Raw genomic sequence first — 23,202 nt, 5'->3', positions numbered from 1 at the left:
CTCATCTGGTAAAGATTTCATATCCTTAATTCTGCGCAGTCCAGACTTCACCATCCCCAAAGTCAAGCAGAAGAGGAAGATGGGTATGTCGATTTTCCGGCTCCGGAATTTTCTTCCATTCGCCATACATCGTTGTAAGATATTTATCCGTCATACGAGGAACGGGGAATTCACTGCCTTCGAAAACCGCACTGCTCAGAGGGAAAATCTCTGAAATAGGCACTGGCGCCATATTCGGCCAGCTTAACGTCAGACAATAATCAGAGACCTCACCCGTATTTGAGTCGGCAATACAGGAGTCGAACAAATCCTGGTAAGAGCATGCGCCTCGAGAAACCAGTCGTTCCACTACGTGTATAGCAGAACAACCAATTTGCTCGAGTTGTCCAAGGAACCCTTTATGAGGGACAACAATGGAAGAAGAGTGATATAAATAAGCTCTTTTCTGTGCAATTGATGCAGTTCGGACTTGTTTTGCACGAAGGCGTTTATCTGTATAGAGCTGGTCATATGGAAAGATGTCGACAAAAATACCCATCGAACTGGAAGCCTCTCGAGCCTCCTGATTCTCGAAGCGAGTTTCATCGCGATACACCTTAGCAAACATCGCAGCATAGCCAATAGTATTCCGCGATGTATGGAGCGAATATCCTTCCGGTAAACCATCCTCGGCTAAAGAGCAAAAGCGGTCATAGTCTGAACGCATCATTCCGATATCTATATCATCATCCCAAGGGATAAACCCCCTATGACGCATTGCTCCTAAACATGTTCCGCCATCAAGCCACCACCTGATGCCGTGCTTAGAGCAGAATGCAGCGACAACCTGAAGGATATCCAATTCAGTGTTTTGAAGCTTTAATAGCGCGTGAGCTTTAGACATCATCGGCCTATCTCTTTTCCCCAAACCATTCTTGCGTCTGTTTCCCCAAAACAAAAGACTGATAAATAAGGCAAATAGCATTGGATATAAGCGCCGTTACAGTAGGGCCATTTAAGCCAAACAACACTTGCGCGGGAGCCATGACAGCAACAGCACTGATTAAGGACAATATGCTGCCAACAAATACCCCTCGGTAGTTATCAAGAGAAACCAGCAAATCGTTGACAAACCAAGCAATGCCAGTCAAAAAGGCACAAGCCAACATAGGCTGAAGGAGATCAGAATGTTTGGCTATTCCAGCGCCATAAAACAAAGACAGCAATAATTTGCCGAAAAAGAAAAGCGCAACTGCTGATATGACGCCGACAAATAAAATACCGGCAAGTATTTTACCTATAAGCGTAAAAAAGGACTTTTCCCTAGAATAGTAACGCTCTACTAAATAACCTAATAAAGGATTATAGATATACGTCGCACCCATTTGGATAATTGCCACGGGAGCAGCAACTGATGCATAAATGCCTAGAGCAGAATCTCCGAATGTATAAGATAAATACTGCCTTGGAATATTCGGCGCCGCAGAAGCAGCAATGCCGCCCAGAACGATGGGCAAACAGCCACATAGGAAAGCTCTGACCTTCGCTTGGGTAATTCCAAGTTTGATTGCAGAGATTCGATTTGATCTCGGATAATCGTAAATAACACCGATACCTATAGTCACTACCGTCATTAGCAACAATGCACCTTCGAGGCTATTTAACAGCCCAAAGACAACAATGAACGAAAGGAGAGAACCAATGCCCTGCATTATGAGGGATTTCCCAATATAGTCCATCCTATGGCCAACCTGATCATTGGCATGCATGACATCAATAACTAAGCCGGCGGTTTTATAGAGAGCATACAAAAGAACAGCAGGCACCGTATCAATACGACACGTCGCAATGGAATAGACGGCCAACATTGCAAACGCCATAAACGTAGTAAAGAAACGAAAAGTCAGGTATTCACCAGCAGAGTTTTTCCTTTCAACATCTGCAATTTGTACCGTGTACATCCTGTATTGGGCCAATTGAGAAAACATGTTGAAAATAGACATAGCAAGGGAATAAATTCCAGCAGCACTATATCCATCAGACAGTCGAACGACCAATATAGTGATTAGCCATTGACAGCCTAAATTCGTCAACGAGCCAACGGTATTCCAGAACATATTGTGTTTAATCGAAAGAGTCTTCTCTGTGGCTTCCACAAATATAAGCGCCCTTCTGAACAAGTCGCGATTCGGATACGAAGCTATTTTGCTTCTTTAATCATGTTTAAAATCAAAAGAAACAGCCAATTCGGTACAAGTCGCATAACGATTTCAGCTTTAGCAATGGACGGGCAAGCTCGTCGATATTTAAGCAAGCCAATTATGGAGCGTCGCTCTCTTGCATCGGCGAACCCCATTATTTCCTTTAGGTGCGGTGAATCAGGAAATCTTTCGGCAAATTGCTTAGCTGTATCAACCCTGTTTTTAACTCTTGTTAAATACCAATCATCTTTTGAAGCAACACCCGCAAGGAATCCAGTTTCATTCCCGCCATGTCGACGATACTTAACCAAGGGAGTCGTTGTAAAACTGCACTTCCCCAGTTCGCTGCAGCCCAATGTCAACCACAAATCATGTGCAGTGGATTCCGGAAAGGGAATCATCGACTTAGCAGCACTCGCATCTAGCATGAGAGCCATACCAATGCCGTAGCATACACTTGCAGCCTGAATAGTAATATCCTCTCCGGAGCACCAATTTACTTCAGGCGAATTTGGATGAGCTTTTCTGTAGCTCTCTACCAGCATGTTTCCGTTTTCGTCGATTACCGATCTATCGCAAACATCAAGAATTGAGCCTTCTTCTAGCATATGGTTGAGCGAAACTTGAACTCTGTTAGGCTCCCAAATATCATCTTGATCGCAAAATACTACGTAATCCCCTTCTGCCAAAGAGAGTAGTGCCTCGAACGATTTGACATAACCGAGATTTTTATCGCCATGATAATAACGATAGGCGTTTTTCTTTATATGCTCTTGGATAAACCCCTCTAAAGAGGCCGATTCGGGGCAGTCATTTCTGACCAAAAGCGTAACCGGAAACGTTTGTTCATCAATCGAATCAAGTTGAGCGGCGAAAAACTTAAGATCAGGTTTATATGCTGAAAGAAGTACGCATACGCCTGTACCATTTCCCTTTTCTATTTCCAAAAATCCTCCCAAAGTCATGTTTTCAAGATTAGCAAAGCAATCATTAGAGATTTAAGGTGTTGTTTATTACGCTCAAAAAAGACAGGAGAAGGCTCGGCCTTTAGATAATACATGGCGGCAAATTGAATGGTGCTCCCGTAATTTTTAACACCAACACCGACATCTCGCCCCCCTAGAGGGAGCGAGATGGTTGGCTTTTCAAAATAATCTGAAAAGGAAGCTCGTAGAGAATTAAAATCCTGCGCACCGGAAGTGCATACAGTTTATGACTGCCTTCTCATGAAACCGCTTGCCAAATCAAAGCACCTCAATTGGAAAAGAGTCCCTTAAGAATCAGTGTCTTTCTCCCACCTTTAAAGACACTTGTCCAATATCAATAGGAAACAACCTTTGTTCCATAAGGTATGTTATCGTAAATCCATTTTGCGTTCTGGATCTCAAGGCGCACACATCCTGCAGAGGATGGAACGCCCATCGTGGGATCCATCACCCGGTTACTGTTGACGTAGTAGGGCGAAGAATGGAATAGATAATCACCGTAGAACTGTGTGTAGTAATAGCAAGTATATCCATGCCCAAAGGAGTATCCCTTTCCGTAGACTTGGTACTCCCCTATCACAGTTGGCGTACTGGCTTTTCCCGTCGAACATACATATCGACGGTTTAAGGACCAATTATTCCATGACCCAGTGTAGATGCTCGTGATACAACGCGACGTATCGACAAGTATCAGCCAATTTGTATTGCTTGAATAACTTTGAGCTTTAGCGTCCATATAGTCTGACACCCACGCGCCGTTAGCCATGAAGTAATTCCAGGATCCGTCCACAACGCGCCAGCCAGTAGCCATAGCCCCACTAGCATCAAGCCAATACCAGGTGCCGCCCAAATTGAGCCATCCCGTCTGCATATAACCAGACGAATTCAAGTAATACCAATATCCGTTAACGGCAACCCAACCGGTTTTCATAACGTAAGTAGATGGATCTAAATAGGACCAGGAGCCATCCTTGCTCAGCCAGCCAGATCGTGCATAGCCAGCGGTCTCATCAAAGAAGTACCATTTTCCGTTAACGTTCTGCCAGCCGACGCTCAAGGAGCCATTAGTCGGATCAGCATAGAAAATGCAGCCACCAAGCGTCACGAAACCGCGCGCTTCGACCAATTCGCCATCGCCGTTTGAAGTAAATAACTTCCCATTGCGCAATGTTCCGCACAACGAGCAGTCAGAACCAGCAAAAGCCTTAGACGGACCATCCTGAACCGAGTCCTGGACATCTACCCATTCACGACAAGCAACAGCGCCTGAGCCTTTTGCATAATAGCTTTTCCCATTTACAGAAAAATGCCCGAGCAGCATTTTGCCGTCGACGGCAGGATCAAGATAATAGTATTGGCTACCGTCCTTCAGCCAACCCGTCTTTACAATACCCGATGCATTAGATGGCTCAGCGTAATACCAGTCTCCATCGCTCATAAACCAGCCGAGTGACAGCGCTCCCGTTGAAGAAAAATGATACCGATTCGATCCGATGGAAAAAAAGCCGGTAACCATTCTATTGTCATTTGCGATATCGAGCCAATACCAAGCGCCGTTCACCGAACGCCAGCCCGACGCAAGTGCGCCGGAACCGTCTGCGTAATACCAGTCCGTACCATCAAACGCCCAACCAACAGCCATTGCACCGGAATCCGATAAATAATAACGTGATGAGCCAACGGAAACGATTCCCCTAGACATAGCACCATCATTGGCGGGATCAAGCCAATACCAGTTATTGCCAGTTTGAAGCCAACCGGTTAAGACTTCACCATTGCTACCCCAATACCATAAACCGTTATCAAGACACCATCCATTAATCAGTCCATAGGTTCCAAGAAGATAAGGATGCCCATCGATAACACGTCGCCCAGTAACCATGGAACAGCCGTCAAGGGAGTCAAACCAGTACCATTGGCCTCCGATAAGCTGCCAACCATTTGCCAAAGCGCCTGATGGACTCGCGTAATACCACTTATTGTCAGTAAAAATCCAGCCGCAACTCATCGCGCCGTCACGAGCGGGGTCCAAATAAAACAACGAGCCGTCAACATTCTGCATTCCGGTCAAACGGCAGTCGTCAAGATAGTAATACCAGGACAAACCGTCCCATTGCCATCCAGATAGTTTTTCCGTCGTCGACGAGTCTTGGCTTTCGACAACCTGTGGATTCGAATCTTCCGCTGTTTTGCCAGCATAATCGTTGGAATCTTGAGCGAGACCGCCGCCGACAAAAGCACCCGACCCTTCCGTCGAGTCGCGCTCTACGATATCGTTATCCGCCCCCTCTTCCACGGCATAAGCAGTGCAAGAAAACGCGGGGGCGAAAACCGAGAGCGAGGCGGATAGTAGCACCAAGCCGATTGCTCGCCAGCAAATTCGATGATCAATCCGAGCATTCATTTCAGGCCCCCAACCGGTACCGACTGTCTTACAAGGAATCAATTAGATAAACGGACGGGCTGCGCCGATCACATTTCCCCTAGCGCTGACGGGATGAATACCGACACCCTGATGAGGCCAGGAGTCAATCATCATACCGCCGCCAAGTGCGATTGCGATATGCCCGCGATAATAAATCACATCGCCACGCTGAATCGAGCTGGTGCTCACGGGCATAAAGATGTTGCTTCGATACCAATTCATCGAATTGTAGGTTTGGCTTGGATCCCAGCGATGGTTATAAGGGTTGTAAACACCCATATCCATGCCAGTAGCATAAAGACATTGCAAGACAAAACCAGAGCAATCAACAGCCCCGCCGGGAGCGGTAGACCAAGGCTCAATATATTGCGTACCGATATATTCGTAAGCACGCTGAATAAAGGCATTCACGCAATCTTCCCGCGTCGCTTCGACAGAAATGCGAGAAGGAGTCACATAGGTAAAGTAGCCAGTGCAGTAGCTAGGCAACTGAACAGTCCAAGAGCTGACCTGGGGATACTGCGGAGGATTTTGCCAGCCAACCTTGTCGCACTGGCCATCGCTCCAGAAAATTCGACGCACGCCATCGATGGTTCTTGCGCCTGTTGCCATAGCACCGCTGCCGTCTAGCCAATACCACTTACCCGAATCTTTAAGCCAGCTAACATGCATGCTGCCGTTGGAGTCAAGGTAATACCATGTTCCATTGAGGCATTTCCAACCAGTTGCCATTTTTCCGTCGGCGTTTAGGTAATACCATGCACCGTCAGTAAAAACCCATCCAGTTTTCATCGCACCAGAATCGGCATCAAGCCAATACCAATCGCCATCAATCTGCAGCCATCCACGATGAATGACGCCCGTTCCGGGCTCAGCATAAAACCTTTGATTTGCAACATTAACCCAACCGGACGCAACCTGCCAGCCATCAGCTCCAGCTGTTTTTAGGATAGTACCGTTTTCGCGGATCACATCTTTGCAAAGATATCCATTGCCATCGGCATATCTTTCTACGCCGTCTTTAACGGTAATCCAGCTTGACACCACAAGTCTACCGCTCAGGTTTGCGAAACAATCGTTGCCGCCCACCTCAAATAAGCCCGTTTTCATGAGATGGCTAGCAGGGTCCAGGTAATACCAACTCACGCCCTCTTTATACCAGCCAGAAATAAGCGCGCCAGATTCAGAGGCAAAATACCAGCCGTCCTCGGACTGAGCCCAACCAATAGCCATAGTCCCATTCGAATTCAAATAATATGCTGCATTGCCAAGGTCTAAATACCCAACAGACATTTTGCCGTCGGAAGCCGGATCGAGATAATACCAGGTTCCGTTAACGAGTTGCCAGCCAGTGACCGCAATACCATTAGAGCAGTAATACCAATCTACTCCATCTTTGAACCATCCATTTACGAGGCCATAGTCGCCAAAAATGTAGGTACTTCCATCGATCTCGTGACGACCTTTGAACATAGCCAGCGTCTGAGAGTCAAAATAATAGCGAGTCCCACCTATCGTCTGCCATGACGAAGCAAGTGCGCCCGATGGATATGCCCAGTACCAATTCCCGTCAACGAGAATCCAGCCGGTTTTCATAGCACCAGTGGCATCTAAATAGTATTTCCCGCTCCCGAGGTCGACAAAACCAACCTGCATTATATGGGTGGCAGGATCCAGGTAATACCATGTGCCGTCTTGATAAAACCAATCAGCAGCTAAATCGCCTCCAGCATTGGCATAAAACCAATTTCCATCTGAGTTACGTAGCCAGCAGTTCTGATATAGCGCGCCAAAAGGCGTTGCGGCATTGCCGTCATTCGCATAAAACGAAGCAGTCGATCCGCCAGCATCGGTCACATTGAAATAACCTGTCTGCATTGCACCATCATTGGCCGGATCAAGCCAATACCAATAGCCCCCGCTTTGCAGCCAGCCAGTTTGGTGTTTACCGTTTTTTCCGTAATACCAAACTCCAGACGACTCGTCTCGTTGCCAGCCATCTTTTATGACGGAAGAATTATCAGGTTGCAAACCACAGAAAAAATCCGCTTTTGACTCAATACTCTGAGCCTCAACGGAATCCTGTGCAAACGCGACATTCGCACTCAGGGGCAAGCAGCAAGCAGTGATTAATGACGCAGCAGCACAAACAAGCGTGGCCTTCTTTTCGAATCGATACATAAGCGACCCTCCCAGATATCCTATTTAGTTATTTTAATCCACCTTTCGAGATTGATTTTCGCTACTTTCTGTTCAGTCTATGTAGCTAAATACAATTGATTGAACATATCGTTCAATCATTCTATTCTTTTCCTAAGCAATGAACATCTTAATTGGAGGCCTGCAGTGGAACTGACCAAGCGTAACTTTACAGTTCTGTACGAATACCTAAAGAACCCATATGCCAGCCAGCGAGAAGTTGCCGAGCGCACCGGCCTTTCACTTGGATCAGTAAACGCAGCGAATAAAGAGCTCACGAATGAGGGGCTTCTCGAATCGGACAGCCTAACCGACGGCGGTTACGAAGCGCTTCATCCCTATAAGGTTGAAAACGCAGTGATATTGGCTGCGGGGCTTTCGAGCCGCTTTGCTCCCATTTCGTATGAAAAGCCCAAAGGCCTTTTAAAAGTACGTGGTGAGATCCTCATTGAGCGACAGATTAGGCAGCTGCAAGACGCAGGTATCAGCAATATCACCGTCGTTGTCGGCTATAAAAAAGAATATTTCTTCTATCTCGAAAGCAAGTTCGGCGTCTCGATTGTCGTCAACAACGAATATGCATCCAAAAATAACCACGCATCGCTTATGTGCGTAAAAGAGCGGCTTGGCAACACCTATATTTGCTCAAGCGATGATTACCTTCTAAACAATCCGTTCGAAGCATACGTTTGGAAAGCATTTTATTCTGCTCAATATGCTGAAGGCGCCACCAAAGAATGGTGCATTCAAACCGGAGCAATGGACAGAATTACCAATGTTACGATTGGCGGTTCCGATGCTTGGTATATGCTCGGACATGTCTACTTTGATAAAGCCTTCTCGCTTGCATTTAAGCAGATTCTCGAAACGGAATATAACAAGCCCGAAACAACGGACAAGCTTTGGGAAGATCTATATATCGAGCACATCAAGGAGCTCGATATGGTTATCAAGAAGTATCCTGAGGGCGAGATCAACGAATTCGATTCTCTTGATGAGCTGCGTGCCTTTGATCCGCATTTTATCGAAAACGTTGACTCCGATATTTTCGATAACATCGAGCAAGTGCTCGGCTGCTCCAAAACAGAGATTCACGACGTTTATCCCCTTAAACAAGGTCTTACGAATCTATCGTGCCACTTTAGAACCAATGACGGAGAGTACGTTTACCGCCATCCGGGAGTCGGGACCGAACTGCTTATTAACAGAAATGGAGAAGTAGCCGCACTTAAAAAGGCCAAGGAGCTCGGCCTTGACGACACGTTCATTCATGAGGACCCAAAGCGTGGTTGGAAAATTTCGAAGTTTGTACCCAACGCAAAGCAGCCTGACCCGCATGATCCTGCCCAAATGAATCGAATGATGCAGATGTGTCGTTCGCTTCACGAGAGTGGTGCAAATGTTGAAACCGAATTTGACTTCTACCTCGAAGCGAAGCGCTACGAATCACTTCTTCTGGAAAAAGGTCCCATCGACATTCCAGGCTACAGGGAAATGTCCGCCGAAATCGATGAATTGGAGCACTTTGTACAGGCCGATAATGCACCAAAATGCCTTTGCCACAATGACTTCTTTTACCTCAATTTCCTTATCGATGAGAACGACAAGTACTATCTCATTGACTGGGAATATGCTGGCATGAGCGATTACGCAAACGATTTTGGAACATGCAGTGTCTGCTGCGAGCTTTCCGAAGATGAAGTCGACCGCGCGCTTGATGCATATTTTGGGCGCAAGGCAACAAACAACGAAATTGCGCATAACTATGCGCACATTGCCCTTGCAGGATGGTGCTGGTACCTCTGGTCTCTTCTGAAAGAAGCCGAAGGCGACTTCGTGGGCGAATGGCTCTATATCTACTTCAATTACGGTGCCAAATACCTCAAAAAGGCACTGGAGATCTATCGGAAAGGTGAGTAACGATGCAATTCGGCTTTTTTAGCGGTCTTCTTTGGGGCCTTGATACAGTAATTCTTGGAATCGGCTTGGCGCTTGCGCCCTATATTGGATCGGCGGAAGCGCTTGCATGCGCCTCCATTGCGGGATCCTTTCTCCATGATGCCTTCTGTGCAATTTGGCTCTTTGGCTACATGGGAGTCCGAGGCAGACTAAAAGACACGCTCGCTGCACTTAAAACTCGTTCGGGCAAGGTCGTCATCGCCGGCGCCCTACTCGGTGGACCTATCGGAATGACCGGCTACGTATTGGCAATTAATAACATCGGAGCTGCCTACACGGCAATCATCTCCGCCTTCTATCCCGCAGTCGGAGCATTCCTTTCCTTCGTACTGCTGAAGGAGAAAATGGGCAAAGGCCAGATTCTTTCCCTTCTCGTTGCTCTTTGCGGTGTAATGACGATGGGCTATCTATCGGCCGGATCGAGCGAGATTGCAAATGCCCCCCTCGGCTTACTCGGCGCAGTGCTTGCCGTTATTGGATGGGGATCCGAAGCGGTGCTGTGCGCATGGGGAATGAAAGATGATGCCGTTGATGACGAAACAGCTTTGCAAATCCGCGAAACTACAAGTGCGCTTGTTTATGGAGCGCTCGTACTCCCCCTCTTCGGAGCATGGCATTTCACGTTGGGCGCTATCCCAAGCATGCCCACATTGATTATTGCACTCGCCGGACTCGCAGGAACTGCATCCTATCTGTTCTATTACAAGGGCATTGCGGCAATCGGAGCAGCGCGTGCGATGGCTCTGAATATCTCCTATTCGGCATGGTCAGTGGTCTTTGGCCTGATCTTGCTTGGAACAATTCCCGACATGGCATCCGTAATCTGCTGCGTTGTAATTGTATGCGGAACAGTTTTGGCAGCCAGTAACTGGGACGAACTATTTGGACGTAAGAAGACGGCGTAGCTAGATTAACAATGTAGCAAAAGGGGAGAGCTCGTCGAGCTCTCCCCTTTTAGCATCATGGCTATTCAATTACCACGGCCTGGCTATCCATCTGTTGCCACGTGCCGAAGAACACTTGGGCATTTCGCGCAACATTGCCGTTAATCGAATCCGAAAGATAGACAATTCCCTGCTCGTCATCATAGCCTTTAAGGACTACGGCATGATTACCGCCCCACAGACCATAGGAATGCCCGTTATACCAACGCGCAGCATAACGGCCTCCTGGCCAACTTCCCCATTCGGTATTCCACATCTCAACAGGTTGACCACAGGTCAGCCTGTTCTTAATGGAAGAAATTGACGAGAAAGAGACGTCTTTTGCCTGCTTGCCACTTCCAGCAGCACGCAGAAAGTTATTACCAGCAATAGTAATCGCAGGTGCGACGCATCCCATGAGACCCCCGCTGCTACGCCTTGGATTGCCATCAAAAGCGGTAACAAAATTGCCATTACTTCCCTTGGGCAAATAGTAATCCGCAATAATCGTCTTACCTAAACCGAAACCATAGTAGTTAAGCAAGTTTGTAAGGGCAACCGACTCACAGCCAGTAGGAAGTTCCGGGTACTGCGAATAGCACGGGACATCGACCCAAGCGCCAACCATTGCGCCGGATGAACTGAACTTGTAGTCAGTAGAGCCGATCCAATACCAACCGTTGCTCAACATTACTCCCCCACGTGCGGCATCAAGGTAATACCATGTGTCCCCACGGGAAAGCCATCCCGTTTTCATTATGCCAGAAGCGGAATCTAGCCAGTACCAGTTACCGCCATCGTTAAGCCAGCCGGTCGCCATTCGACCATCCGAGTTAAAGTAATACCAAGACCCAGCAATTTGCTGCCATCCAGTCAGAATTACCCCATTAGCAGAACAATAATATCGAGAACCCTGACTCTCAATCCAGCCCGTTCTGGCATTACCGTCATCGTCAATCAGCTGGATTCCCGAATCGGTCATTATGCCTTTAAGGTCAATTGCGCCGCTGGATGACGAATGATACATCCAAGACCCATCACCGTTTGACCAGCAATTAGCCATCATCTTGCCGGTACTATTAAATATGTATTCACATGATCCGATAGTTTGAACGCCCGTGGTCATGGCATGCGTCGAGGGGTCGAGCCAGTACCATGCACCGCTTAGGCTGAGCCATCCGGAGGCGAGGGCACCGGAGCCCGTCGCGTAGTACCAGGTCCCGCCGTCGAGCACCCATCCGGTCGCCATCGCGCCGGAGGCGCTGAACCAGTACGCTGAGTCGTTGCACACGTGAAGGCCCGTCACCATGGCGCCGCCCGCGTCGGGGTCGAGCCAGTACCAGGAGCCGCCGGTGTAAAGCCAGCCGGTCGAGGCGATGCCGTTCGCGAACCAGTACCAGGAGCCGTCGACGAGGCCCCATCCGTTAAGGGGGCCGCAGCTGCCGAAGTAGCGGCGGACGCCCTGCGCATCGGTCTGGTAGCCCGTCAGCATGGCCCCCGTCCGGGCGTCGAAGCAGTAGGGCACGCCGCCGACGGATACGGGGCCGCGCGCCAGCGCGCCGGATCCCGTCGCGTAGTACCAGGTACCGCCGTCGAGGACCCATCCGGTCGCCATCGAGCCGGAGCCGTTGAACCAGTACATGGAGCCGTTGCACCCATGGAGCCCGGTGGCCATGACGTGCGTCGAGGGATCGAGCCAGTACCACGTACCGTTTAGGTTGAGCCAGCCGGAGGCGAGGGCGCCGGAGCCAGTCGCGTAGTACCAGGTCCCGCCGTCGAGGACCCACCCGGTCGCCATGGCGCCGGAGGAGTTGAACCAGTATGCGGAGCCGTTGCATGCGTGAAGGCCCGTCACCATGGCGCCGCCCGCGTCGGGGTCGAGCCAGTACCAGGCCCCATTGGTATAGAGCCAGCCAGAATGCAGCGAGACTGGATTAACTGAATCCACATAGAACCAGTTACCGTCAAACGAATTCCAACCCTGATTCCATTTAACGGATTCTTGAGCAGACCCATCATTGATTGAATCGGAAGAATTAAGAGTCGAGGAGACGGATTGCTGCTCAAAATCAGTAGGGATGAAGGAGCTTATGGATTCTGCGTTCGCGATATCAACCACACCGGGCCCAGCGAGCAGTAGAGTTGAAAGAATGATTAGGATTAATGTTATTCGCTTTTTCCTTGCCATGTCAGCCCCCAGTAGTAACCAATTTTTACATAAACATAGTCTACAAATGGATAGCTAAGAGCAATATGTAATTAGAAAAAAGCAATTAAAGAAGAGTTGCTAGCCGAGCCAAGCACCATTACTAGCAAAAGAGTATTGTGCCCCGTCGATCTGCTGAACACCAGTAACCATAGCGTGCGTCGAGGGATCGAGCCAGTACCAGGCGCCGCCGACATATGCCCAGCCGGAGGCCAGCGCGCCGGAGCCCGTCGCGTAGTACCAGGTTCCGCCGTCGAGGACCCATCCGGTCGCCATCGAGCCGGAGCCGTTGAACCAGTACATGGAGCCGTTGCACCCATGGAGCCCGGTGGCCATGACGTGCGTCGAGGGATCGAGCCAGTACCACGTACCGTTTAGGTTGAGCCAGCCGGAGGCGAGGGCGCCGGAGCCAGTCGCGTAGTACCAGGTCCCGCCGTCGAGGACCCACCCGGTCGCCATGGCGCCGGAGGAGTTGAACCAGTATGCGGAGCCGTTGCATGCGTGAAGGCCCGTCACCATGGCGCCGCCCGCGTCGGGGTCGAGCCAGTACCAGGAGCCGCCGGTGTAAAGCCAGCCGGTCGAGGCGATGCCGTTCGCGAACCAGTACCAGGAGCCGTCGACGAGGCCCCAGCCGTTAAGGGGGCCGCAGCTGCCGAAGTAGCGGCGGACGCCCTGCGCGTCCGTCTGGTAGCCCGTCAGCATGGCCCCCGTCCGGGCGTCGAAGCAGTAGGGCACGCCGCCGACGGATACGGGGCCGCGCGCCAGCACGCCGGAGCCAGTCGCGTAGTACCAGGTCCCGCCGTCGAGGACCCACCCGGTCGCCATGGCGCCGGACGAATTAAACCAGTACAGGGAGCCGTTGCACTCGTGAAGGCCGGTTGCCATGGCACCGCCCGCGTCGGGCTCGAGCCAGTACCACGTGCCGCTCTGGAACAACCATCCGGCATACGCCTTGCCGTTGGAGGCTGCATAATACCAGGTGCTGTCAATTAGTTGCCAATGATAAAGGGAGACATCAACATACGCGTAGTTCATATCAACGTTGCCGTTGATTCCAAGGACTTTTCCGTTGCTCTTATACTGCCAAAAACTGTAATTGCCGGTATAGTCACATTGCGAGTTATATTGAGCAATCCAATGATCCCAAGAGCTACTCTTAAATACAGAGTCAGTCAAAATGTTGTTAAACCAATTTAAATTTGCATAAATACCAGGCTCATATCCTGCGGCAGAAATCCTATTACAAAAAACCTGCGCCCTCGATGCAATTCCGGTTTGACGTCCATTTGCAATTATCGAGTTATCCTCAAGATCGTAATACACCGGCAATCTTGGATTATGTCCAGAAAGGCAATTGATCACCATTGATGCCTCATCGGCTGCCTGCTGATTATCAAAAGCATATGAATAGATATAGACGCCGTAGGGAATTCCGAGTCGCTCGCACTCAGAAATATTTCGATTAAATTGATAGTCAACTCGACCGCCCCAAGATGGAGCGCCAAATCCAACACGCAGAATAGCGAAATCGATACCAGAAGCCTTAACAGCATTCCAGTCAATACGTCCTTGATGCTCACTGACATCGATGCCCTGCGCCGTAGCCCCATCGGGAAGAATGTCCATGGACAATAAGGCTATTCCATCTTCTTCGGAAGAAGCATCCTCTGCGACCAATTGCCCATCCTCATAACGCCAGGAATTCTCAACTAGGGACCGCGCAGCTTCCGCGTTCGAGGGGAAAACAAACACAGAAATGGGCGCAAGGACCATCAGCACCAACAATGCCGAAAATAACTTAAGATGTTTGCTCATGTAAACCTCGTCATTCGTTCTTGTTTGCGTTTAGCTTACAGCATGGCTGTGAAAGATTTCCGAACATCCAACTGGACAAGATGCCATCTAGGACGACAAATAACTGCACGCAATACCACAATGTAAACAAGAACTTCCCAGCAGGGTGAAACCAAGGACTCCTAGTCCCTACTCTTACCCCCCCCAAGAATACCGACTTCAAATAAACTTTCAAACTAGATGTCAAAAAGGTAGGGGATCCAGAGAGTCCCCTACAACTCAGAATTCTAACGAATCAATATTACTTTCGATGGACCCAAAGCGGTCAAACCGGAGATGCGGTTTCCATAACCATCACTATGCCAGAACAAATTTTCGCTCGGCGAATTGCCCCAGAAAAAGCCAATGTGGCTATCGTCGGCATATGGGTTGTAAGGATTGAAGAACACAATGTCCCCCTTACGAGCCAAGCCACTGCGCAACAACTCATCAATAGAGTTGAAATAAGTCACGTTCGCGCACGTATCGATAGCGTAGCCGTACCAACGATAAGCGTTAACGCAGCCGCCCCTTCCGGGACCTCCACTCCAAGGGGAATGGCTCTGCTCGGCGGCAATGGGAGCTAAATTACCGCCCGCTTTCATATACGCATGCGATACAAATCCGCCGCAGTTCATACCGGTATACCCATCCCAACGAGGATCACCCTTTGGATACATGCATGTTTCTTGGCTAAGATGCGTATCGTAGGGTGTTCCACGGTAATAGCCATCGTTTTCGTGGCTCATAAGCCAATTGACCAGGCTGGACCTATTAACCCCCAAAACAGAACCAGACGTATTCAACCATGCACCACTTGCATTGAAGTAGTAGTCGACGCCATCGATTTTCAGCCACCCGTTAGCAAACATAGCGCCCGAAGGCTGAAGCCAGTACCACGTGCCGCGGTCATTGAGCCATCCGGTCTTCATCTTGTAGGTGGAAGGATCCATCCAATACCACGCACCGTTAACATATTGCCAACCAGACTTAAGGACACCATTGGAAGATGCGTAATACCAAGTATTGCCGCTTTCGTCAGAAGCGTCTTTCGACATAATCCAACCAGATGCTACATTGACGGCACCGTTTGCATCCGCATAGAAAACCGCGTCTCCAATATGAATCACACCTGGCAATGAAGACGAGTCAGCACGATCAGCGACTACGGGAGATCCATCAGATGAAGTAGGCAACGGCTCGCTCAGTGCTCCAGACGATTTCGCCCATGCCATACCGTCGCTCAAGTTAATCCAGCACGAAGATGCCATCGCACCGGAATCATAAGAAAAATAGCGCGTGTTTCCTACCGCGAATTCACCAGTACACATTGCGCCGGATACATCATCAAGGTAATACCAGGCGCTTCCGAACTTTATCCATCGTCCTCGTTGAATAGCTCCATTTGATGCGGCGTAATACCAAGTACCATCAACAAGTGCCCAGCCTGTTGCCATGGCGCCTGAACTCGTAAGGAAATAGGTGGACAACTCCACTTGCATAAAGCCCGTGAGCATAATATGGCTTCCTGGATCCAGGTAATACCAAGAATTCCCTAGAAGTAACCAGCCTCCATGCAGTAAGCCGTTGGAGTCAGCGTAATACCAGTTGTTGTCAATAAGAGCCCACTGGGAGGAGAGCATGGCCCCTGAGCTGTTAAAGCTATAAGAAGTGCCATTACATTCTTTCAACCCGGTGGCCATAGAACCGTCTGCAGGATCAAGCCAGTACCAACGACCCCCATCCGAGAGCCAGCCTTTCACCATGGCACCAGAGCCGGAGAAATAATGCCAGACGGAAGCATCAAGGTGCCATCCGATAAGCATTGCGCCAGAAGAGGAGAATCCATACGTGGCTTCCCCGATCTGCAGCATTGTATCGTGGACCATCTTGCCCTCATCATCCAGCCAATACCAGTTGCTGCCGTCTGAAAGCCAGCCTTTTACCATGGCGCCAGAACCGGAGAAATAACGCCAAGCAGAAGTGGGGCCTGTAGAATCTAGGTACCAGCCGACACGCATTGCACCCGAAGAGGAGAATCCATAAGTTGCACCCCCGACTTGAACCAATCCATCCTGAGCCATTCGACCTTCGTCGTCGAACCAGTACCAGCTACCGTTTATGTGTCTCCAAGAAGAAACAGCGATTGTTCCGTCGGACAAGCCCCAACGCCAATAACCAGCCCCTTCTTCGGGTGATATCCACCCCTGATGCCAAACAATTTGATTCGAAACCTCAGAAGGGGTCTCATTATCAACCTGAGAGTTCTGCTCGACAGCGAAGGTCGATTCGCGCTGAGCATCAACGCCTGACTCGACAGAAGCAATAGCAACGTTAGATGCGGGACCTTCGTCAGTGTTATTCGAATCAAGGGCGTATAACATCGAGGGCGAACCCAAAAGGAGTCCCAAAGAAACAAGGCCCGAAAAGACCAACACCCCGAATGAGCATTTCTTCATAGCAGCACGGTATCCAATCACGCAGCGACCCCGTCACCTCAGGGCAACGGGGCCTCAATCAAAACTAGCTCAATAATGCGTTAGCCAATTTGTTGGCAGTTCTTGCACTCTCGTAAAGCACCGCGCCTCCGGGCCTCCTGGATAGAGATCTGCGAATAGCCCTTTGCGTCCTTGCCAACGGTACGACACTTATGCGTATGGTAAACATCGCTACCGCTCTTATACCAAACTAAACCGTAGTCCGGAATCCACTTGCCGTCCTCGCCGACATAGTAGGAGCCAACCCAGGCATTCGTAGCCATGGCGCCGGAAGACTGGAGGTAGTAGTCGCCGACCCAGGCGTCGTGGGCCATAGCGCCGGAACCGCTAAAGTAGTACCAGGCGCCGCCGACCTGACGCCAGCCGGTGGCCATCGCACCGGAATCGTCGAACCAGTACCAAGAGCCACCCAGGCTGCGCCAGCCGTTAGCGACCATGGCGCCCGAGCCGTCGAGATAGAACCACGCACCGCCGATGTTGAGCCAGCCAGTGGCCATCGCGCCGGAGGCGTTGGCGTAGTACCAGGTGCCCGAATCGTTGATCCAGCCAGTTAGCATGACACCGTACTCATTGAAATAGTACCAAGTTCCACCGATATTATGCCAACCGGTCAACAGCTCGCCGCTGGAAGTCGCATAGAGCCACTTTCCATAGATGGAGTCATAAATCCAGCCACTATGCTGCATGCGGCCATCAGCATTGGCGCCAGGGGTGTTCAGGAAGTAGTTTTTGCCATCAATCTGAACTCGGCCGTATGCCATATCGTGGTTTTCGGGATAGAAGTAGTACCAATCCCCGCCGATAAGCTGCCAGTTCGACACCGCGGTCCCGTCAGCGCCAAAATAGTACCAAACGGCTTCGTAATCGTTATACCACTGGTTCGTGACCATGACGCCAGTCTCGGGATCGAAATAGCGAAGGTTGCCGTCCTCGCACCGAACGAGTTCGGTCTGCATCGAGCCATCGTTGTCGAAATAATACGTTCCAGCAGGACGAGAAACAGAGAAACCTGTCAAATTGCGAGACTCGCTATGATCAATATATTGAAGACCAACGAGAGAATCAATATCAGCAAATGAGGGCGCCGGGACAACCGTCATGCAGGCGGCGGCAAATACAGCAACTCCCAGCGCTGTTAGTCCTCGCCATCTTTCTCGAAGGTTATTCATACGACATCCTTTCTCCGAGATTTAAGGCTCTCTTAAGTTATTCTCAGACTATCAATTTAGTTTTTCAACAGGGAATCGATAAAAGGTATCTTTGTGACTGCAATTTGATGAGAGCCGCCACGTCCTTGCCGTCCCGTGCATTGTCGACAGCAACGTCTTATGGCACAAACCGGATATCCTTTTCGGCGCAAATCGTTTGAGCAGGCGGCACGCGGAAGGAGTGTGTAGAGCGGTTTTCTGCTGGCTGCCAGCCACGGCATCCTTTCGGAAACCTAATTGCCGCCGGAATTAAAGTCCCCGGCGCGGACTCACCTTATCTCCCCGACGCGGGCTCGATATCCTCTCGGATATCTAATCGTCTTGGACTTTTACCTGCCCAAGCACAGTACAACTTTTACGTGCCGCCACACGGAGCAAGGCCCGGGGATTATTCTCTAAAAACCATGCTTTCAAAGCAACTTAGGCACAAACGTAGTCAAACAAAATACCTTTCAGGTCTTTCTTGAAGATAAGCAGTAGATTAAAGTATCCGACAAGAAATCCCGCATTACATTCAACCCGCAGAAAAAACAGAGCACTAATACTCCGCCATGCCTTCGGACTCATATAAAAACCTCATATGATCGACATCGAATCTAAGTGATAGCACATCTATAGATTTGCGTACATCAGAACACAGGCAAACGAATTTAAAAAACGAATCAGTTAATTCGCTTTCAAACTCTTTGTCGCATATACGTTTTCCAAGCTCAATAGCTTGGCTCAATTTAGTAGCGACAAAGTGGTTGGAAATTAAACCAAGCATGTTATTAGCCTTCTCAAGGCTATCAAGAACAGGCAAAACGTATTGTATTGCGAAATCTAATGTGACGGTATCATCCTCAATATAATTCGGAAGTCGATACGCTAAATCACATGTATTTATATAATATTTGATCCATGACTCTTTCATTTTTGGAAACCGAGAGATATGGATTAACCGACTTTCAGCAGAGGTATCGCCCAATCTATTAGAAGTTGGAATTAAAATAGTATTTGACCTTTGCTTTCGCCAAGACGAATTATCGAAATTCAATCGAACACGAATATACTCTTGCAACCAGACAAAATAGCACGCTCCATCATCCGCTAAAGAACATCTAATTAAAAGAAAAGGTATTGCAAACATTTCAGCGTATAAAAGCGTCTTCGTATCAATGGAAAATGGAATTTCAGGTTTATCTTCGAGTGGCTTGTTTGTTCCCTTCACCTGAATTGCCATTAATTCACCAGTAGCGAATCCGTTTTCAAAGCGCTCAAAAATTTTATCGATTCCAAAATCACGTTCTGTTAAGTCTCGAACAACCCAGTTTTCAGAAGGCATAAGGGAGGTGACGAAAGAGCATGCCTCTGTATCAATTATGTGGCTATTTGGACGTTTCGGAGGATATGCCATAAAAATCAGCTCCATCAGCCTTAGCGCAAGAGCACCTAATAACGACAAAATAAAGATAACAACCAACATAATTAGACTGCATGTCAGTTGATATCGAATAAGCGGTTAAGGACACAATAACCAATAAAACAATAGCACTCACTGTGTCCAGGGGCATGGACCATCTCCTCCATCCTTCCTGCTCGAGCACGTCAGAGTAACCACCCGGTGAAACCATTGGCCGAGAGCTGCGCCCCCAGTCCCCGGGAAGCGGCCCTCTTGATTAAACTGCTCAGTATTTCGTGCTCACGGGCTCAATTCCCGGTGACCACTTGAGTCACTTCATAGTAGAGAGCAACGACAATGTCGACGCTGCAGGTCTTAAGAATACATTCGCAATAGATGTTCCGGCTGTTCACGCCACTGCAGTGAAGCTGACCGGCCTCGGCTTCTATGATCGAATTAAGCACCTGATCGGAGAGCCTGCGGATAAGCACCAGCTGTCGATCGTCCCGTCGCTGAGGTGGGGCTCAGCGAACATGTCGGGCGCGGCGTCCGCTAAGATCTACATTGCGGTCCTCATCCTTCTCAAGAACCTTCCTTGTGGTTATTTCAGATTCTAGTGCGAAAGCCGTTTTGCGTCAGGCAGACGTCATCACCCCCCCCCCACGCTTACGCCATCTATTTTTTGTGCGATCCAAAGTATCGCTAGCTCACGCTCTTCACTATCATCAAATTTGCAGGTCTCATATTTGATGTTTCATTCAGCTCCTTAGAATCGATAACCAAATCCCATTGTCCATTTTGGCCCGGCAATGATCGGCAAAGTTGTTTGTTAGGTATACGAAACAATCGATTAACTGGAGTCAAACGCTTAACTCCAAAACATTTCAAACTGACAATTTCGATACATAATAAAGCTGCCAGTGAATTCAAACAGTTCTCCAAATTAGCTTTTCTAAAATACGTACCACGATCATGTTTCACAGCGTTATAGCTATCCCACCAAGTTAATTTTGCATACATTCCATTTATCCACGCATTAAAAGGTTTGAGTGAAATACTCTGGTTAATCGCAATGTCAACTACCTCATTTACAAAGGCAATATCATTCAAAGCAGACAGGCACTCGAATGCTTCCTTGATATTAGATGGTCTATTTCCGGATCGAAGTTCGACATAATCTTTAAAAACCGAATCAAATTCAGAACAAATCGATAAAAGCATCTTTGCAAATTCAACTGAATAAGTTGAGAAATTATCGTTGCTCAGCTCAACATAATTAAAGGAATTAACAAGCTCTCTTTCAAGAACCAAGTAGTAATCCCAATTTGATAAAGATAAACTCATAGACAAGCAACTCCCGTTAACGTAAATTACACCAAATTATCTTTCGAAATGCCCCCGTAGATATAGCAATCGCCAGCTCAGAAGTCTACTGACGCCCGATTCAGCTGACAAATAATTGACTATACGGCACTATTAAAGGATAACTAGCACTGTTCATCTACAGGAATATCCAGTTTATTCGCCGCGCAAATGCAAAGCTCTTTATCCTCTTGAGTCATCCTGCTCCCAAGAATAACTCGCAACGGCTTGCATGGGCGTTGTACATAATTCATCTCAAGCTCATCTGGCTCTGGTACAAGACGGGCACGATATTCGTTCTCCCGCTCAAACACACTGCCCTTTCTGTAAATTGCCCGTAGATCACTAAGCATGTCATCACTGCTCACATTAAGACCAAGCATCCTAGCAGCAGTCCAAGCAATTTGAGGGTCGCAATTAAATGGTTCGTCATCATATAAAATTGGTAATAATTCAGTGCGCATTCCGTTAGCTATGTTGCAATTGCGAATAGCTTCTCTGTCGTAAGCAAGAACGAAACCCGCTTGGCTTTCGGAATATACATTCCACATATTCGAATCGCTAGGATTGTCCGTTAGGCACAAAATGCGACAACAATTTCGGCAGCTATTCTGATGAACTGGGGCAACAAATCCTCCAACAAATAAGCGCAAGTTTTTAACAGCCGAGCGAAAAAGACTAACTTTTCCCTCATCGGATAGTATCTCGAACTCATCTATTCTTGCTGGATTAAAAGGAGCCCCCAGAACCCCTAAAACAAACGCAAGTCGTCTAAAATCAATTTGATTTATTATCTTTAACGCTTGTTCATCATCATTGAGATTACTTTCGATTTCATCTATACCATTCCAGTTATAGATCGGTACCGAGTCGCACTGATCGCTGAAAACCTTTGGATGAGAAAATGTAACAGTCGCGTTTTCTAGATCGGCAAAAGCGTATTCACTTGGAGGTCGATAGCGGTAAAGCATTCGCGGGACGAGAGAAGTCGATAGCGCTTCCAGCTCCTTCTTTGCGGAAACAATGGAGGCGCCATCGTTTTGCTTGGCAACGAGATTAGCCAGCGTCTCCCGATATGTTTCTTTCTGTGTCAAGCTTAGCGCCATGCAATATCGCTTCCCGATCTAGCTAAATTAGATGCAGTTGATTTTATCCAGTGCAATAATACTGAATGCACATACGAAGCAGAAGTCATGTCTATCAACTACCAAAAAATGATTCCGATTGGAACGTACCGGAAATCGTAAAAGCTGCCAACGGATATATTTATAATAGCCTGAGATGGCTAGAGATGAAAACATATAGTCATCAAGCAGTCTTGTCCTCCGATGAAGACGCCAGCTATGACATCGAATTCCACTCTCTGTCAGGTCGCTTTACCAATTACGGAGCGCCGCAGAGGCTGCAGAAGCAGTCGAGTATGCAGAAAAGATTTATATGGGCGCGTCAATTAAAAAAGCTCTGTTAGACCAGGATTGACACACATCTGTCCCCACGGCGCCATATCGTTAGCCTCGTAGACCGCGGGGCAGCATGAACGCCGAGGACCTGGTAATCGCCTTCAAACGGGACATGGCGAAGCTGAGCGGGACCGAGCGCCGCCGCGCGATTGAGTCCGTCAGGGACGTGATCCGCGCGGCGGCGTTCGACGACACGGCCGGCTCCGCCTACGAGGTCGAGCGCAGCCGCGTCTGCCTCAAGACCGCCTACGCCATGCGCCATAGGCTGATCGAGTGCCTCTCGGCCCACTGCCCCCATTCAGGGCCGGGCGGGGCTGCGGCGGCGAGCTCGACGAGATCTACTTCCCTGAGTCGCTCAAGGGCAAGGGCAACCGCGCGAAGGGGTTGTTCGCGATGCCGTATCGGCAGCATAGAGACGGTATGTCCATTTCGTCTCTTTTAGCGCTGAATACCATGTATCGGGTTCATTTTCTCATGCCTTATAAGGAATATATGAGACGGCTGAATTCGTAGATGCCTGTTGTAAATGAATGTATGTGAGAAAGCTAACAACTACATAATAAGAGTTGCGTTTGGCATCAG

14 protein-coding genes and 1 pseudogene are annotated in these 23,202 nt (G+C 48.8%); 2 read left to right on the top strand and 13 right to left on the bottom strand.

Annotated elements, in window-relative coordinates; translation table 11 throughout:
- Positions 1 to 25: 25 nt before the first annotated feature.
- The 5 genes from ACRX4W_RS01670 to ACRX4W_RS01650 form a co-directional block, all read right to left on the bottom strand.
- Positions 26 to 886, bottom strand: a complete 861-nt coding sequence (locus ACRX4W_RS01670; protein WP_158564979.1) for a LicD family protein — start codon at positions 884 to 886, stop codon at positions 26 to 28.
- Between the two features lie 4 nt (positions 887 to 890).
- The gene (locus ACRX4W_RS01665) at positions 891 to 2,135 is read right to left on the bottom strand and encodes a lipopolysaccharide biosynthesis protein (RefSeq protein ID WP_124786114.1); all 1,245 of its coding nucleotides are present in this window, start codon (positions 2,133 to 2,135) and stop codon (positions 891 to 893) included.
- Between the two features lie 44 nt (positions 2,136 to 2,179).
- Complete coding sequence (locus tag ACRX4W_RS01660; protein ID WP_158564977.1) at positions 2,180 to 3,127, bottom strand: glycosyltransferase; 948 nt, start codon at positions 3,125 to 3,127, stop codon at positions 2,180 to 2,182.
- 373 nt (positions 3,128 to 3,500) lie between these two features.
- Positions 3,501 to 5,570, bottom strand: a complete 2,070-nt coding sequence (locus ACRX4W_RS01655; RefSeq protein ID WP_271739584.1) for a L,D-transpeptidase family protein — start codon at positions 5,568 to 5,570, stop codon at positions 3,501 to 3,503.
- Positions 5,571 to 5,612: 42 nt separating this feature from the next.
- Positions 5,613 to 7,772, bottom strand: coding sequence for an NlpC/P60 family protein (locus ACRX4W_RS01650; RefSeq protein WP_432298957.1), 2,160 nt, complete (start codon positions 7,770 to 7,772; stop codon positions 5,613 to 5,615).
- A 165-nt stretch (positions 7,773 to 7,937) separates the two neighbouring features.
- Between ACRX4W_RS01650 and ACRX4W_RS01645 the strand changes: the two genes are divergently transcribed.
- Together ACRX4W_RS01645 and ACRX4W_RS01640 are read left to right on the top strand one after the other, a co-directional pair.
- The gene (locus tag ACRX4W_RS01645; protein WP_432298956.1) at positions 7,938 to 9,710 is read left to right on the top strand and encodes a phosphotransferase; all 1,773 of its coding nucleotides are present in this window, start codon (positions 7,938 to 7,940) and stop codon (positions 9,708 to 9,710) included.
- A gap of 2 nt (positions 9,711 to 9,712) precedes the next feature.
- On the top strand, positions 9,713 to 10,654 hold the full coding sequence (locus ACRX4W_RS01640) for a DMT family transporter (protein ID WP_117655878.1): 942 nt from the start codon (positions 9,713 to 9,715) through the stop codon (positions 10,652 to 10,654).
- Between the two features lie 61 nt (positions 10,655 to 10,715).
- On the opposite strand, the gene ACRX4W_RS01635 is transcribed toward ACRX4W_RS01640, so the two are convergent.
- From ACRX4W_RS01635 to ACRX4W_RS01600, 8 genes and pseudogenes are all read right to left on the bottom strand, one after another.
- Entirely contained in the window at positions 10,716 to 12,860 is a 2,145-nt protein-coding gene (locus tag ACRX4W_RS01635) for a C39 family peptidase (protein WP_432298955.1), read from the bottom strand.
- A 99-nt stretch (positions 12,861 to 12,959) separates the two neighbouring features.
- On the bottom strand, positions 12,960 to 13,913 hold the full coding sequence (locus tag ACRX4W_RS01630; RefSeq protein ID WP_227789888.1) for a PspC-like choline-binding domain-containing protein: 954 nt from the start codon (positions 13,911 to 13,913) through the stop codon (positions 12,960 to 12,962).
- A gap of 27 nt (positions 13,914 to 13,940) precedes the next feature.
- Positions 13,941 to 14,504 (bottom strand): annotated as a pseudogene (locus ACRX4W_RS01625) (glycoside hydrolase family 25 protein); the annotation flags it as partial.
- A 455-nt stretch (positions 14,505 to 14,959) separates the two neighbouring features.
- On the bottom strand, positions 14,960 to 17,191 hold the full coding sequence (locus ACRX4W_RS01620) for an N-acetylmuramoyl-L-alanine amidase family protein (protein WP_432298954.1): 2,232 nt from the start codon (positions 17,189 to 17,191) through the stop codon (positions 14,960 to 14,962).
- A gap of 59 nt (positions 17,192 to 17,250) precedes the next feature.
- Complete coding sequence (locus tag ACRX4W_RS01615; protein ID WP_432299051.1) at positions 17,251 to 18,309, bottom strand: hypothetical protein; 1,059 nt, start codon at positions 18,307 to 18,309, stop codon at positions 17,251 to 17,253.
- Positions 18,310 to 18,955: 646 nt separating this feature from the next.
- Entirely contained in the window at positions 18,956 to 19,882 is a 927-nt protein-coding gene (locus ACRX4W_RS01610; protein WP_117807058.1) for a DUF4365 domain-containing protein, read from the bottom strand.
- Positions 19,883 to 20,500: 618 nt separating this feature from the next.
- On the bottom strand, positions 20,501 to 21,142 hold the full coding sequence (locus ACRX4W_RS01605; protein ID WP_022094837.1) for a hypothetical protein: 642 nt from the start codon (positions 21,140 to 21,142) through the stop codon (positions 20,501 to 20,503).
- Positions 21,143 to 21,285: 143 nt separating this feature from the next.
- Positions 21,286 to 22,254, bottom strand: coding sequence for a DUF2971 domain-containing protein (locus ACRX4W_RS01600; RefSeq protein ID WP_158558595.1), 969 nt, complete (start codon positions 22,252 to 22,254; stop codon positions 21,286 to 21,288).
- Between the last annotated feature and the right edge of the window lie 948 nt (positions 22,255 to 23,202).

The organism is Collinsella aerofaciens, assembly GCF_964283865.1.
Classification (GTDB): Bacteria; Actinomycetota; Coriobacteriia; order Coriobacteriales; family Coriobacteriaceae; genus Collinsella.
Note: the sequence above shows the minus strand (reverse complement) of the source record. Positions and strands in the feature narration are given on the sequence as shown.